Raw genomic sequence first — 14,253 nt, forward strand, 5'->3', positions numbered from 1 at the left:
TAGCTTCCCCTGCCGACGGGGCCAGACCGCGCGGACCGTTGGGAGCGGGCTCGGCTGCGGGCGCAGGATCTCCCACCAGCCCGCTCACCAGGCCACTCACCAAGCCGCCGACCCGCCCGGCCCATCCTTGGCCTGCGGTGGGACTGTGGGCTTGCTGTGGATGTGGATGTGGCTTGGGCTGTGTGGGCGGCCGCGACATGTCAGGCCATGGGCCGCCCTTTCGCTCTGTCACGCCTTGTTCCTGGGCCATGGTGATTGCTTCCCTGATGCTTGGACCGTTTCGGCTTTCCTACGGCGTGATGCGCTTCCGCATGGCCCTCTGGCCCGGTCAGTGCCGCTGGGGGCCTGACGGTTCTGGCGGAGATGGCGAAAACGCCTGGGATGTGAACCATTGTGCAAGACGGGTAGCTCACTTCGTGATCCAGCTGGCGTACGAAGCACCCAGTCCTTCCTCTGGGGGACGGCACTTCTCGGCAAAAACAACAAAGCACAAACAGCAAAGGCGCCCGAAGGCGCCTTGTGTGTGATCAGCCGAGGGGCGAGGGAGTCGCTCAGACGGCTTGTTGAGCCTTGGCGTAGTTGGCGATGCCGTTGGTGATTTCGGCCTTGGCTTCTTCGGGGCCCTTCCAGCCCTTGACCTTGACCCACTTGCCGGCTTCCAGGTCCTTGTAGTGCTCGAAGAAATGCTGGATGGCCTTCAGGCGCATCTGGTTGATGTCTTCGGGCTTGGTCCAGTGCTCGTAGATGGGGAGGATCTTGGTGGTGGGCACGGCCAGGAGCTTGGCGTCGCCGCCGGCTTCGTCGTCCATGTCCAGCATGCCGATCGCGCGGCAGGTCACCACCACGCCGGGGGTGAGGGGGAAGGGGGTGATCACCAGCACGTCGACCGGGTCGCCGTCGTCGGCGAGGGTCTGGGGCACATAGCCGTAGTTGCACGGGTAGTGCATGGCGGTGGTCATGAAGCGGTCGACGAACAGGGCGCCGCTTTCCTTATCGACCTCGTACTTGATCGGATCGGCGTTCATCGGGATTTCGATGACGACGTTGAACTGTTCGGGGGCCTTCGGGCCGGGGGTGACTTTGTGCAGGCTCATGATGTTGGACAGCGATGGGAATCCGGTAAGCCGTGATTCTAGAGGCACACGCCAGAACCCCCTCCCCCACCCCGATCACCCCGATCACCCCAATGTCTCGCAACGGCACGGGCCGGCCCCTGTTTCCGGAAGTCAAGGAATGAATGGCCGGCGGAGCCGGACAGAAGGGACATGGAGGAAACAGGGGCCGGCCCGTGCCGTTGGTGCTGGGTGATCGCAGTAGGGGCCGTCCCGCAGAGCCCGTCCCGCAGAGCCAGTCCATCAGGGCCAGTCCTTGCCGTCCCCCCTGAAAGCCCTGACACCCTCGTGTCCCATCCACTGGTAAACGCCTACCCCCAGTTGCGCACCGAGATTTAGCATCGTTCTCACGGCCTGTATGTGTGCTTGCGCGCAGGACCGGCGCTGTGGGCATCAGGGCGTCTCAAAACAAAGGAGACAACACATGTCGATCAGTATGGCGCTGTATTTTGCGCTGGCCTGCGGCTTGGCCGCGGTGCTTTACGGCTTCATCCAGAGAAGCTGGATTCTTTCCCAGGACGCCGGCAATGCCCGCATGCAGGAGATCGCGCTCGCGATCCAGCAGGGTGCGGCGGCCTACCTGGCCCGTCAATACCGCACCATCGCCATTGTCGGCGTGGTCCTCGCCATCCTCATTGCCGTCGCGCTGGACCTCCTCACCGCCATCGGCTTTGTGGTCGGTGCTGTCCTCTCGGGCGCCTGCGGTTTCATCGGCATGAACGTCTCCGTCCGGGCCAATGTCCGCACGGCGCAGGCGGCGACCCAGGGCATGGCCCCGGCGCTGAATGTCGCCTTCAAAGGGGGCGCCATCACCGGCATGCTGGTGGTCGGCCTTGGTCTGCTGGGGGTGGGCCTGTTCTTCCTCTGGGTCAGCCATGATCTCCAGCAGACCGACAGCAACGCCCTCAAGCCTCTGCTGGGCCTCGCCTTTGGTTCTTCCCTGATCTCCATTTTTGCCCGCCTCGGCGGTGGCATCTTCACCAAGGGCGCGGACGTTGGTGCCGATCTGGTCGGCAAGGTCGAAGCCGGCATTCCAGAAGATGATCCCCGCAATCCGGCCGTCATTGCCGACAACGTCGGCGACAACGTCGGTGACTGCGCCGGCATGGCGGCCGACCTCTTCGAAACCTATGCCGTGACCCTCATCGCCACCATGGCCCTGGGCGCCCTCACCTTCGGCGGCATGTCGGCGGCGGTGGTGGTCTACCCGCTGGTGCTGGGCGGTGTCTCCATCATTGCTTCCATCATCGGCTGCGGCTTCGTCAAGGCCACACCCGGCATGAAGAACGTCATGCCAGCGCTCTACAAAGGCCTGATCGTGGCGGGTGTGCTCTCGGCCATCGCCTTCTACTTCATCACCCGCGCCCTGTTTCCCCAGGACCTCACCCCGGCCGGCGGCCCCACCATCAGCGCCCACCAGCTCTTCCTCTCCTGCCTGGTGGGTCTGGTGCTCACCGCCGCGATGGTGTGGATCACCGAGTACTACACCGGCACCGACTACAAACCAGTGCAGCATGTGGCCCAGGCGTCCACCACCGGCCATGGCACCAACATCATTGCCGGGCTGGGCGTCTCCATGCGCTCCACCGCCTGGCCGGTGCTCTTCGTCTGCATCGCCATCCTCACCGCCTTCAAACTGGCCGGGCTCTACGGCATTGCCATCGCCGCCACCGCCATGCTGAGCATGGCCGGCATCGTTGTGGCCCTGGATGCCTACGGCCCCATCACCGACAACGCAGGCGGCATCGCGGAAATGGCAGAACTGCCGGAGAACGTGCGCGACATCACCGACCCGCTCGACGCGGTGGGCAACACCACCAAGGCCGTCACCAAGGGTTATGCCATCGGTTCGGCCGGCCTTGCCGCCCTGGTGCTGTTTGCGGACTACACCCATGCCTTGGAAAGCCGTGGCCTGTCGGTGAGCTTTGATCTCAGCAACCACAGGGTGATCGTCGGCCTGTTCATCGGCGGCCTGATTCCCTATCTGTTCGGTGCAATGGCCATGGAAGCGGTCGGCCGTGCAGCCGGCTCGGTGGTGGAGGAAGTGCGGCGCCAGTTCCGCGACATCAAGGGCATCATGGAAGGCACGGCCAAGCCGGAATATGGTCGTGCGGTGGACATGCTCACAGCGGCCGCCATCAAGGAGATGATCGTGCCATCGCTGCTGCCGGTCATCGCGCCCATCGTCGTGGGCCTGCTGCTGGGCCCGGCGGCGCTCGGCGGCCTGTTGATGGGCACCATCGTGACCGGGCTGTTTGTCGCGATTTCGATGTGTACGGGCGGCGGTGCCTGGGACAACGCCAAGAAGTACATCGAGGACGGCCACCATGGCGGCAAGGGCAGCGAGGCCCACAAGGCCGCCGTCACCGGTGACACGGTGGGCGACCCCTACAAGGACACGGCCGGACCGGCCGTGAACCCGCTGATCAAGATCATCAACATCGTGGCGCTGCTGATCGTGCCGCTGCTGCCTGCCGTGGGCGGCACCGGCCCGGCGGCCGGCCACGCAGCGCCGACGCCAATGCCGATCAGTGCATCCGCGCCGGAGGGCTCCGCGCCAAGCATGCCGGATCTGGTGGCCAGCGGACCGATGCCGTCGGCCAGCGAGATGGCGCCGGCTGCCTCGCAGCCCTGACGGCCCCGGGGCGCCGCGCGCCCCTCCCGCAGTTCCAGGCCCCCCGGGGCCCCGGGCAAACCCTCACCCGTGGACGGAAACCGGGCGGTTTCGCCCCGCCCCGCATCAAACGCCAAGAAATACCGCGCTCAGACGGCCTGTTTGGGCTTTGAGGGAAGGTCCGCGCGCGGCAGAATCAGGCAAACTCCATCAAAGACACTCAGGGACGCTTGCCACCATGACCAGCCAGGCCATCACGCCGCGCGAACTCGACCGCCGCCGCGAAGAATTGGCCGACCTGCAACGTCAGCTCGCCGATGAAGAAGCCGCCTACGCAGCCAGCCGCACCTGGCTGCAGGCCTTCATCGAGCGGTATGTGGCCGCCCTGGGACCGCTCTACATGGAGCTGGATGCGCTGGAATCGCAGCTCTATTGCGCCATGCGCTACCTGCACGAGGCCCTGGGCCGCAACGGCGTGGACACCCGCGCCCCGGAACCGCCCCGCGCCACCGCCACGCCGCTTCTGCCACACCTGCCGCCCCGCGCGCCGCTGCCGCCGGAACCTGAAGGCGGGCTGGTGCATGTGGGCCCGCCGCCGCTCAAGACGCTCTACCGCCGGGCCGCCATGCGCCTGCACCCCGATCTGGCGCCGGACGAGACGGAGCGCCGCCGGCGCGAACAGAAGATGATGGAAGTCAACGAAGCCTATGCCGCTTCGGACCGCCAACGTCTGGAACAACTGCTGCTGGCCGCGGGTGAAAGCCAGTTCAAGGTCAAGGGCGGTGATGCGGATGCGGTCATGGCCTGGCTGCGGCAGGCGGAGCGCAGCGTCCAGGGGCGCCTGCGTGTGGTGCAGGCCCATGCCGCGCTGCTGGTGAATCACCAGATGCATCAGCTGGGGCAAGCCATCGAACAGGCCGAACGCAAAGGCCTGCAGCCGCTGACCATCATGGCCAATCGGCTGCGGGCCCAGATCACCGAGCGCCGCCAGGAGCTCTACATCGGCCAACGCCTGCAGCCGGAGTCCGGCATGGCGGAAGCCTTCCTGCGCCAGCGCCAGCAGCGGCTCGGCGGCGGCATCGCCGCGTCGTTCTGAACGCGCTGGCGGGCGAGCCCTTTAAGCCTTGACCGGTGGGCGGGGCGTGGCGGCCGCCCACACCAGGAGGTCCACGCCCAGCCGGTCCAGCAATTGCGCCATGGCGCGCACAGCGCCATCGGCATCGCCCCCGGCGGCTGCAGTCGCTTCGAAGGTCCGGCTCAAAATCCCGACGCGTGCAGTCAGGCGCAGGGTCACTTCACTGTGGGTTGCGCTGGAAAAACGCTGCACGCAGTCATCGAGCTCCACATTCACCACCGCCGCTGGCACGCCTTCGGCACCCGCGGCCACTGTCGCGCGGCTATTGATCTGCTTGAGGCGCTGGCTCATCAGGCTCGACAACGGCGCCGCCCAGCGGCTGTCGCGATAGCTGCGGCGGGTGTAGGGGTCGGTGTCGTCCAGCCGGTAAACCACGCCCGTGCCCAACATCAACTCCGACGCGGACACGGACTGGAGATCCACCCGGCGCGGCAGCACCGTCTGGGCGGGCCAGACCGGTGCGGGGCCCAGGTCCAGGCTGCGGGGCGGGACGGGGCGGCTGCCGCAGGCGGCCAGCACCGGGGCCACGGCCACACAGGCCAGGCCGGTCAGCAGGCGGCGGCGATGCACCACCGGGGAAGGACCCGGGGAAGGCCCAGACGAGGCCTCCATCGTCAAAGCCGTTGTGCCGGCCACGCTGATCACAGACGCCTTCAACTCATTTCTCCTTGCGGCTCGCATCAAAACCGGCCTCTCCCGGACCTGCCGGGCCAGGCTGCGGCCCCAGAATCAGACTCTGCGGCTGGTCCCCGAGGCCTTGCGCCGCTCGCTCCAAGGCACGTGCCGCACGCGACAGATCTTCAAACAGCGCTTGTTGACGCGGCCGTTCGCCGCCGCCCACCAGCGACAGCTCCATGCGCTTGATCGACGCCTGCAACTGCGCCGCCGCTTCCCCGATCTTGTCCAGCTCGGTGGCCCGCGCCTTGTAGGCATCGACCATGTCGCCGCCCTTCTGCGCCAATTGATCCACCTGGCCGAGCGTTTTCTGGCCGGCGACAACCAGCCCGTCCGCATTCTTCACCAGCGAGGGCAAGGCCTGCGCCGTTGGATGCATCTCGTTGACCAGTTGATTCAGGCCCGCCGACGCCTCCTTCAGCTGCGCCAGCGTCTGGCTGAACTGCTGCTGGTTGGCATCGCTCAGCACCAGGTTGATGCGCTTCATCGTCTCCAGCGCATTGGCAGCCAGCTTGGGGCCGATGTCGGTGAGCTGGTCCAGGACGGAGGGGGCGAGCGGAATGCGGCGCGTCTGGAGCACGTTTTGCTGCGGGCTTTGCGGCGGGTCGCCGTCATTCAGGTCGATGAACGACAGACCGGTAATGCCCTGATAACCGAGTTTGGCCATCGTGCCGGGGGCAATCGGTGCATCGGCATCCACTTCGATGCCGACGAGAATCTGGCGCCCCTCGGCCGGATCAAAGCGGATGCTGTCCACCTTCCCGATCACCACACCGCGCAGCTTCACCGGCGCCTTCACATTCAGGCCGGGCACACCGGCGCGTGAGACCACGGTGAAGGACTGGGTGTCGCCGCGGTCCCCTCGGAACCACAGGACCACCACCACCAGCGCGGCCCCCAGCAGCAGCACGAACAAGCCGGTGGCCAGGGCGTGGGCTTTGTTTTCCATGAGATCGATCGGTTTGTGCAGAGACGGTTAAGCGGTCAGGCGGGCTGCGGGTCGTCCTGATGGTGCAGGGCGTCCCGATAGCTGCGGAGGTTTTCTTCGGCGCAACGCTGGACGTGGCCGAGGAAGAAATTGCGGATGAAGGGATGCTGCATCTGCACCACCTGCTCCAGCGGGCCATGGGCCACGAGCTGCTGGTCGGACAGAACGGCGAGACGGTCCACCAGCGCAAACAGCGTGTCCACATCGTGGGTGACCATCACCACCGTGAGCGCCATTTCGCGCTTGAGGCTTTCAATCAGCTGCACAAAGCGTTTGGAACTGGCGGGGTCGAGGCCGGCGGTGGGCTCGTCCAGGAAGAGCAGTTGCGGGTCCATGATCAGCGCGCGGGCCAGCGACACCCGCTTGATCATGCCGCCGGACAGTTCGGACGGCATCTTGGTGCCGTCCTCCGGCTTCAGGCCCACCTGCTGCAGCTTTTGCATCACGAGTTCGGCGATGAGATCCTTGGGCAGCGTCTTGAGCTCCCGCAGCGGCAGCGCGATGTTGTCGAAGACGGTGAGCGCCGAAAACAGTGCGCCCTGCTGGAACAGCACGCCCCAGCGATGGCGCACCCGGGCCAGATCGGTGGCTTCGCAGTTGCCCAGCCGGTGGCCCAGCACCAGCACTTCGCCCTCGCTGGGGCGCTCCAGGCCCAGCATCAAGCGCAGCAGTGTCGTCTTGCCGCTGCCGGAGCCGCCGATGATGCCCAGCACCTCGCCGGCTTTCACATCCAGGCTGATGTCCTTGTGGATGCGTACGCCCCCCAGGACGGTGCCGACATGGCGCACCGAGATGACCACATCGTCCGACACCGGTTGCCCGGCTTCTTCACAGTTGCCACTCATGCCTTGAGCCCCACGTTGGAGAACATCACCGCAAAGATCGCATCCACCACAATGACCAGCGTGATGGACGACACCACCGAATCGGTGGTGCCGGCCGCCAGGCTTTCGCTGTTGGGCCGGATGCGCAGCCCGAAATGGCACGCCACAAAGGCGATCAGCACACCAAACACGGCGGATTTGGACACGCCCAGCCACAGATTGGCCACCGGCACCGACGCCGGCAGCCCTTGCAGAAACTGCACATAGTCCAGCCCCAGGGTGGCGCGGGCCGCCAGCATGCCGCCCAGCAGCACCATGCAGCTGGTCCAGACCGTCACCAGGGGCAAGGAGAGCGCCAGGGCCGCCATCTTGGGGAACACCAGCCGCACCGTGTGCGAGATGCCCATCACCGACAGCGCATCCAGTTCCTGCGTGACCCGCATCACCCCGATCTGCGCGGTCATGGCCGAGCCGCTGCGCCCTGCCACCAGAATGGCCGCCAGCAGCGGGCCCAGCTCCCGCCAGACGCTGATGCCCAGGATGTTGATCACATAGATATCGGCGCCAAAGTTCTGCAACTGCCGCGCGATGAGATAGGACAGGGTGATGCCGACCAGCACCCCCACCAGCGCGGTAATGCCCAAGGCCTGGGCGCCGCTGCGGTAGATGTGGGCGGAGATGTCGGACCAGGCAATCAGCCCCGGATGGCGAATCATGCGGCCGACATCGCGCACGACCTGACCGAACAGGGCGATGGCCTCGATCAGATGCTCGGCGAGATTAAACAGCCCCTGGCCCAGCTTCCAGGGGCTCTCCCTGCGGTGAGGGCGGGTGACCTTGCCCTGTTTGGCACTGAGCCGCGCAAACTGGGCCTGGAACATCGACGCCGCCGGGGCAGCCGGCCATTGCAGCTGGTCGGGTTGCTGCCGCCCCCAGGCCTGCCACAAGAGCAGCGCCCCGGTGGGGTCCATGCGGCTCACAGCGCTCAGGTCCCAGGCGACGCCAGACGCAGGCAGCGCGGACAGTTCCGCACGCAGCACTTCGACGCGCTCGCGCAGGGACAACAGAGTCCACTCCCCTTCCAAGCGGGCCTGGACCTGACCCCCATCCTGGCTGCTCAGCAGACGGGGGGTTGAATCAATGACGGGCGCTTGCTCCATGACCCGCACAGCATAACGGCCCGCAGACGCCCCATAGGCGCTTGGCGACTTCCGTTCATTGATCTGGACCAGGTGGGGGAGCCTGCAATGGGCCGGGAGGGGGGCTGCGATAGGCCGGGAGGGGGAGCCTGCGCTAGCCCGGAGGGGGGAGCGCGCAGAGGATACGAGCGCTGGTGCGAGATTTGGAGTGAGATTGGGTGCGCTCGTGGGTGCGCGAGTCGACGTGGTGCCGCTCCGGTGCCTCTGGAGTGGCGCTGTGGTGGCGCTGTGGTGGCGCTGTGCCGTGATGCCATGGCTGTGCAACATGAACCGCACAAAGCAAAACGCCTGATACTTTTCAGTATCAGGCGTTCAGTCTTCTTATAAATGGTCGGGGTGGCGGGATTCGAACTCGCGACCCCTTGCACCCCATGCAAGTGCGCTACCAGGCTGCGCTACACCCCGACGAAGACTTAGATTCTATACGCGTTTTAAACGCTTACGCAAGCAAACTCTCGCGGATGGCCAACAATTCTTCTCTCACTTCTTCCAGAGAGAGTTTTTCCAACGACACCGTGGTGTGCGCCGCCCCATCCGACACCTCTGCGGCCCGCGCGCGCAACGACTCGCGGCCTTGAAGGTCACGCAGCGGCAGCTGTGAGAGATGCGCGGCCTGCTCCGCCGCCGCCATCGCTTCGGCGCGGAATTCCTGGGCTTGTGTGGCGGGGCCTTGGCCGGCGTGTGTGCCGTGTGCGGCTTCGGTCAGCTGATTGCGGGCGCCACTGATGGTGAAGCCCTGGTCATACAGCAGGTCCCGGATGCGGCGGATGAGCAGCACCTCGTGGTGCTGGTAGTAGCGGCGGTTGCCGCGCCGCTTCATCGGCTTGAGCTGGGTGAATTCCTGTTCCCAATAGCGCAGCACATACGGCTTCACGCCGCACAACTCACTCACCTCACCGATGGTGAAGTAGCGCTTGGCGGGAATGGCGGGAAGCGTGATGTCCATTGGAATCAGGTGCTCCGGCAGCTGGGACGGAGGTCAGACTCTACTCGAAGTCTCCGGCAGCGGGCGCGTTCCCCTGCACAGCTTCTTTCAATTTGTGACTGGCGTGGAAAGTCACCACATTACGCGCCTTGATGGGGATCGACTCACCAGTGCGCGGATTGCGCCCGGGGCGTGGCGCCTTGCGACGGATATTGAAATTGCCGAAGCCCGACAACTTCACTTCACGGCCGCTGGAGAGGCTGTCATGAATGATGTCGAAGAAGGCCTCGACCATGTCCTTGGACTCGCGCTTGTTCAGGCCCAGCTTGTCGAACAGCAGCTCGGCCAGTTCCGCCTTGGTCAGCGTCGGCGTTTCCAGGCTGCCCAGCAGCACCCTCGCCTGTTCCTTGATGTCATCGTCGCTCATCGGCTTCCCTCTCCTCTCGCGCGTCCTCGTTCCGCTCGCCCCGCCCGGGGGCCCCTGACCCGAGGGCACCCCACGGGCCTGGGCCTCAGCCCCGCAAGCGGGCTCCCAGCTGTTCACCCAGCCGCGCCACGACCTTGGCCATCGCCTGCTCGATGCGCTCATCCGTCAGGGTGTTGTCGTCGTCCAGCAGTTCCAGGCGCACGGCGAGGCTGCGTTCCCCAGCCTTGAGCTCAGCGGTCGGCTGGGCCGGCTTGAAGACATCAAACAAACGGGCGGAGCGTACCAGGGTCTCGCCGCTGCTGTGGATGGCATTCATCAGCGAGGCATGGGTCACCTGTTCACCAACGATCACCGCCAGGTCACGCTGCACCGCCTGCAGGCGCGCAACTCCCTTGCCTTGCGGCACGAGGCGGGCCAGCACGGCGTCCAGCGCCAGTTCAAACAGCACCGGGGCCGACGGCAGCTCGTAGCTTTGACGCCACTTCGGATGCAGTTCGCCCACCACGCCGATCTCCACACCGTCCAGCAGCACGCGGGCGCTGCGGCCCGGATGCAGAGCGGGATGCACGGTCGCTTCGAACTGCAGGGCACGCGGGGCCAGCAAGGCCTCGATGTCACCCTTCACGTCGAAGAAGTCCACCGGGCGGTCACGCTCGCCCCATTGCTGCTGGTCCGCCGTGCCCCAGGCCAGGCCGGCCAGGCGCAAGGGCTGACGCACGCCGGCAATGGTGGTGTCGCTCTCTTCCACCGAGGCGTCCCGCAGGAACACACGGCCAATCTCAAACACCCGCACCCGCGGTGCCTTGCGCGCCAGGTTGTTGCGCAACACCTGGACAAGGCTGCCCATCAGGCTGCTGCGCATCACTGCCAACGGGGCGGCAATCGGGTTCAACAGCTGGATGGGTTGCTCGTTGCCCGCGAGTTCGCGTTCCCAACGCGCTTCCACGAAGCTGAAGTTGATGGTTTCGAAGTAATCGCGGGCGGCCACGGCATGGCGCAGGGCGTGTACGCTGCGGCGCGTCTCGCTGGGCACTTTGCCGACCACCGGAGCCAGCGGCGGCGTGGCGGGCAGCTTGCTGTAACCCAGCACCCGCACCACTTCCTCGATCAGGTCTTCCTCGATCTGCAGATCGAAACGGAAGGTCGGGGGCAGCACCGTCAGCACGTCAGGGGCGGTAACACTGAAGTCCAGTCCCAGGCGCTTGAAGACGGTTTCGCAGTCGGCCTGCGTCACCGGCATGCCGATCACCTTGGCGGCACGGTCCACACGCAGAGCAACCGGCTTGCGCTCCGGCAGCGCCACGACATGGTCGTCCATCGGGCCGGCCTGGCCACCGCAGATCTCAACGATCAGCTGGGTGATGCGCTCGATGTGGTCGGTGGTGCCCGACGGATCCACCCCCCGCTCGAAGCGGTGACCGGCATCGGTGGAGAAGTTGAAGCGGCGCGAACGCCCCATCACCGCCTTGGGCCACCAGAAGGCGGCTTCGACATACACGTTGGTCGTGTCGTCCGACACGGCCGTGGCGTCGCCGCCCATGATGCCGGCCAGCGATTCCACCTGCTGGCTGTCGGCGATGACCCCCACGGTCTCGTCCAGCTCAATGGTGTTGCCGTTGAGCAGCTTGAGTTGCTCACCCTTGCGGCCCCAGCGCACCACCAGCTCGTTGTGGATCTTGTCCAGATCGAAGATGTGAGAGGGCCGGCCCAGCTCGAACATCACGTAGTTGGAGATATCCACCAGCGGCGATACCGAGCGCTGGCCGCAACGGGCCAGACGGTCCACCATCCAGGCCGGGGTGATGGCTTTGGTGTTGACGCCGCGCACGATACGGCCGGAGAAACGGCCACACAGGTCGGCGGCTTCCACGCGGACGGGGAGCTTGTCCTGATGAGTGACCGCAGCCGGCGTGATCGCCGGGGCATTCAGCGGCGTACCGGTGAGCGCGGACACTTCACGGGCGATGCCGTAGACGCTCAGCGCATGCGCCAGGTTGGGCGTGAGCTTGAGCGTGAACAGCGTGTCGTCCAGTTGCAGGTGCTCGCGAATGTTCTGACCCAGCGGTGCGTCGGCAGCCAGTTCCAGCAGGCCCCCATGGTCTTCGGTCAGCTTCAGCTCACGGGCCGAGCACAGCATGCCGAAGCTCTCGACGCCTCGCAGCTTGCCCACCTTGATCTTGAACGGCTTGCCGTCTTCACCCGGCGGGAGTTCAGCACCGACGGTGGCCAGCGGCACGCGAATGCCCACGCGGGCATTGGGCGCGCCACAGACGATCTGCAGCAGCTCCGGGCCGCCCGCATTGACCTTGCACACACGCAGGCGGTCTGCATCGGGATGCTGCACCGCTTCGACGATCTCGGCCACGACGATGCCGTGGAACGGGGGAGCGACCGGACGGAGTTCTTCCACTTCCAGGCCGGACATGGTCAGCAGCTCGGCCAGCTCTTGGGTGTTCAGCGCAGGATTGCAAAAGGCCCGCAGCCAGGACTCAGGGAATTGCATGTCGATGTCTTTCGGGCTTTTTTACTTGAATTGCGACAGGAAACGCAGATCACCATCAAAGAACAGGCGCAGGTCGTTCACCCCATAACGCAGCATCGCCAGGCGGTCGATGCCGGAACCGAAGGCAAAGCCGATGTAGCGCTCCGGGTCCAGGCCCATGTTGCGGATGACCTGCGGATGCACCTGACCCGAGCCCGACACTTCCAGCCAACGGCCCTTGAGCGGGCCGGAGCCGAACATCATGTCGATCTCGGCGCTGGGTTCGGTGAAGGGGAAGTAGCTGGGGCGGAAGCGGATCTCCATGTCGGTGGTCTCGAAGAACTGCTGCATGAAGTTCACGTAGACCGACTTCAGATCCTTGAAGCTGATGTTCTCCCCCACCCACAGCCCTTCGACCTGATGGAACATGGGAGAGTGGGTGGCGTCGCTGTCCACCCGATAGGTGCGGCCCGGCGCAATCACGCGGATCTCCGGCATGGCCTGCCCGGCATCGATCAGATGCTGATGCTTCTTGACGTGCTGCACCGCATAGCGGATTTGCATCGGGCTCGTGTGGGTGCGCAGCACAAAACCGTTCTCGACATAGAAGGTGTCATGCATCGACCGGGCGGGATGGTCCGCCGGGGTGTTGAGCGCGGTGAAATTGAACCAGTCGTTCTCGATCTCGGGGCCGTCGGCCACGTCGAATCCCATCGAACCGAAGATCGCTTCGATGCGCTCCATGGCGCGGGTGATGGGATGCAGCGCGCCGGTGCCGCGCTGGCGCCCGGGCAGGGTGACGTCCAGGGCTTCGGCCCTGAGCTGCTTGTTGAGTTCGGCATCGGCCAGGGCCTGACGACGGGCGGTCAGTGCGGCCTCGATGCCCTGCTTGAGCTGGTTGATCTGTGCGCCGCGTGTCTTCTTTTCCTCGACCGACAGCTGGGCCAGCCCTTTCATCAGCTCGGTGACCTGGCCGGCCTTGCCCAAAAATCGGGCTTTGGCGTTTTCCAGGTCGGCGGGCGTGGCGGCGGCGGCGAATTCACCGCTGGCCTGTTGCAGCAATTGATCGAGATCGTTCATCGCGGGGCGACTCAATTCGGAACAGACAATAAGAAAAGGCCGAACACCGAGGTGTCGGCCTTTGAAAATGGCGCCCCGGGCGAACCGGGGCTGCCGCAGCCACCCGCGTAAGCGGGCGGCATGTGGCAATTAAGCGAGAGCGGCCTTCACCTTGGCGAAGATGCTGGCAAAACCAGCAGGATCGTTGACGGCGAGATCAGCCAGGACCTTGCGGTCGATGTCGATCTGGGCCTTCTTCAGGCCAGCCACGAACTTGCTGTAGCTCAGACCCAGGCCACGGCTTGCCGCGTTGATACGGGCAATCCACAGCTGGCGGAACACGCGCTTCTTGGCACGGCGGTCACGGTAGGCGTATTGGCCCGCCTTCATCACCGCCTGTTTGGCGATGCGGAAGACGTTCTTACGACGACCACGGAAGCCCTTGGCCAGAGCCAGGACCTTCTTGTGACGAGCACGTGCGGTAACACCACGTTTGACGCGAGGCATGTTGTATCTCCTTCTCTACAGCTGGATTACAGACCAGCGAAAGGCAACATCGCAGCGATGTGGCCCATGTTGGTCTCATGCACGTTCGCGGCGCCGCGGAGCTGACGCTTGTTCTTCGTGGTCTTCTTGGTCAGGATGTGGCGCTTGAACGCCTGACCGCGCTTGACGGTACCACCCGGACGAACGCGAAAACGCTTCTTCGCGCTGCTCTTGGTCTTCATTTTGGGCATGACTGCTCCTTAGAAATGCGTCCCTCCAGGCGGCTGCGGGGAAACCGCTGCACTTGATGGCCTGAAGGAGACTAAT

13 protein-coding genes and 1 tRNA gene are annotated in these 14,253 nt (G+C 65.3%); 2 read left to right on the forward strand and 12 right to left on the reverse strand.

Annotated elements, in window-relative coordinates; all coding sequences use genetic code 11:
- Positions 1–551 precede the first annotated feature (551 nt).
- Entirely contained in the window at positions 552–1,094 is a 543-nt protein-coding gene (gene ppa, locus OU995_RS25420) for an inorganic diphosphatase (RefSeq protein ID WP_267832957.1), read from the reverse strand.
- A 442-nt stretch (positions 1,095–1,536) separates the two neighbouring features.
- Here ppa and OU995_RS25425 point away from each other — a divergent pair, with 442 nt between their 5' ends.
- Entirely contained in the window at positions 1,537–3,747 is a 2,211-nt protein-coding gene (locus OU995_RS25425; protein WP_267832958.1) for a sodium-translocating pyrophosphatase, read from the forward strand.
- Between the two features lie 217 nt (positions 3,748–3,964).
- Positions 3,965–4,822 (forward strand): hypothetical protein, encoded by an 858-nt coding sequence (locus tag OU995_RS25430; RefSeq protein ID WP_267832959.1) that lies wholly within the window; start codon positions 3,965–3,967, stop codon positions 4,820–4,822.
- A 21-nt stretch (positions 4,823–4,843) separates the two neighbouring features.
- On the opposite strand, the gene OU995_RS25435 is transcribed toward OU995_RS25430, so the two are convergent.
- From OU995_RS25435 to rpmI, 11 genes are all read right to left on the reverse strand, one after another.
- Positions 4,844–5,518 carry an ABC-type transport auxiliary lipoprotein family protein gene (locus OU995_RS25435; RefSeq protein ID WP_267832960.1) on the reverse strand — a complete coding sequence of 225 codons (675 nt, stop codon included), beginning with the start codon at positions 5,516–5,518 and terminating at the stop codon, positions 4,844–4,846.
- 1 nt (position 5,519) lies between these two features.
- Positions 5,520–6,485: an MlaD family protein gene (locus tag OU995_RS25440; RefSeq protein WP_267832961.1), complete on the reverse strand. Its 966-nt coding sequence runs from the start codon at positions 6,483–6,485 to the stop codon at positions 5,520–5,522.
- A gap of 35 nt (positions 6,486–6,520) precedes the next feature.
- A complete protein-coding gene (locus OU995_RS25445) occupies positions 6,521–7,369 on the reverse strand; it encodes an ABC transporter ATP-binding protein (protein WP_267832962.1) in 849 nt (282 codons plus the stop codon).
- Complete coding sequence (locus OU995_RS25450; RefSeq protein WP_267832963.1) at positions 7,366–8,508, reverse strand: ABC transporter permease; 1,143 nt, start codon at positions 8,506–8,508, stop codon at positions 7,366–7,368. Before OU995_RS25450 ends, OU995_RS25445 begins: the two co-directional genes overlap by 4 nt.
- 367 nt (positions 8,509–8,875) lie before the next feature.
- A tRNA-Pro gene (locus tag OU995_RS25455) sits at positions 8,876–8,952 on the reverse strand.
- Between the two features lie 34 nt (positions 8,953–8,986).
- A complete protein-coding gene (locus OU995_RS25460) occupies positions 8,987–9,493 on the reverse strand; it encodes a MerR family transcriptional regulator (protein ID WP_267832964.1) in 507 nt (168 codons plus the stop codon).
- Between the two features lie 40 nt (positions 9,494–9,533).
- Positions 9,534–9,899: an integration host factor subunit alpha gene (locus tag OU995_RS25465; protein ID WP_267832965.1), complete on the reverse strand. Its 366-nt coding sequence runs from the start codon at positions 9,897–9,899 to the stop codon at positions 9,534–9,536.
- A gap of 85 nt (positions 9,900–9,984) precedes the next feature.
- Positions 9,985–12,402 carry a phenylalanine--tRNA ligase subunit beta gene (gene pheT / locus OU995_RS25470; RefSeq protein WP_267832966.1) on the reverse strand — a complete coding sequence of 806 codons (2,418 nt, stop codon included), beginning with the start codon at positions 12,400–12,402 and terminating at the stop codon, positions 9,985–9,987.
- A 21-nt stretch (positions 12,403–12,423) separates the two neighbouring features.
- Positions 12,424–13,461, reverse strand: coding sequence for a phenylalanine--tRNA ligase subunit alpha (pheS, locus tag OU995_RS25475; protein WP_267832967.1), 1,038 nt, complete (start codon positions 13,459–13,461; stop codon positions 12,424–12,426).
- Positions 13,462–13,590: 129 nt separating this feature from the next.
- A complete protein-coding gene (gene rplT / locus OU995_RS25480) occupies positions 13,591–13,947 on the reverse strand; it encodes a 50S ribosomal protein L20 (RefSeq protein WP_058934277.1) in 357 nt (118 codons plus the stop codon).
- A gap of 26 nt (positions 13,948–13,973) precedes the next feature.
- Positions 13,974–14,177 carry a 50S ribosomal protein L35 gene (gene rpmI, locus OU995_RS25485; RefSeq protein ID WP_029001830.1) on the reverse strand — a complete coding sequence of 68 codons (204 nt, stop codon included), beginning with the start codon at positions 14,175–14,177 and terminating at the stop codon, positions 13,974–13,976.
- Between the last annotated feature and the right edge of the window lie 76 nt (positions 14,178–14,253).

It is taken from the genome of Roseateles sp. SL47 (assembly GCF_026625885.1).
Lineage (GTDB): Bacteria > Pseudomonadota > Gammaproteobacteria > Burkholderiales > Burkholderiaceae_C > Roseateles.

Excerpts from the sequence above, each read along its gene's own strand:
- ppa (WP_267832957.1), bottom strand. The coding sequence starts at position 1,094 with ATGAGCCTGCACAAAGTCACCCCCGGCCCGAAGGCCCCCGAACAGTTC.
- OU995_RS25425 (WP_267832958.1), top strand. The coding sequence starts at position 1,537 with ATGTCGATCAGTATGGCGCTGTATTTTGCGCTGGCCTGCGGCTTGGCC.
- OU995_RS25430 (WP_267832959.1), top strand. The coding sequence starts at position 3,965 with ATGACCAGCCAGGCCATCACGCCGCGCGAACTCGACCGCCGCCGCGAA.
- OU995_RS25440 (WP_267832961.1), bottom strand. The coding sequence starts at position 6,485 with ATGGAAAACAAAGCCCACGCCCTGGCCACCGGCTTGTTCGTGCTGCTG.
- OU995_RS25445 (WP_267832962.1), bottom strand. The coding sequence starts at position 7,369 with ATGAGTGGCAACTGTGAAGAAGCCGGGCAACCGGTGTCGGACGATGTG.
- OU995_RS25450 (WP_267832963.1), bottom strand. The coding sequence starts at position 8,508 with ATGGAGCAAGCGCCCGTCATTGATTCAACCCCCCGTCTGCTGAGCAGC.
- OU995_RS25460 (WP_267832964.1), bottom strand. The coding sequence starts at position 9,493 with ATGGACATCACGCTTCCCGCCATTCCCGCCAAGCGCTACTTCACCATC.
- OU995_RS25465 (WP_267832965.1), bottom strand. The coding sequence starts at position 9,899 with ATGAGCGACGATGACATCAAGGAACAGGCGAGGGTGCTGCTGGGCAGC.
- pheT (WP_267832966.1), bottom strand. The coding sequence starts at position 12,402 with ATGCAATTCCCTGAGTCCTGGCTGCGGGCCTTTTGCAATCCTGCGCTG.
- pheS (WP_267832967.1), bottom strand. The coding sequence starts at position 13,461 with ATGAACGATCTCGATCAATTGCTGCAACAGGCCAGCGGTGAATTCGCC.
- rplT (WP_058934277.1), bottom strand. The coding sequence starts at position 13,947 with ATGCCTCGCGTCAAACGTGGTGTTACCGCACGTGCTCGTCACAAGAAG.
- rpmI (WP_029001830.1), bottom strand. The coding sequence starts at position 14,177 with ATGCCCAAAATGAAGACCAAGAGCAGCGCGAAGAAGCGTTTTCGCGTT.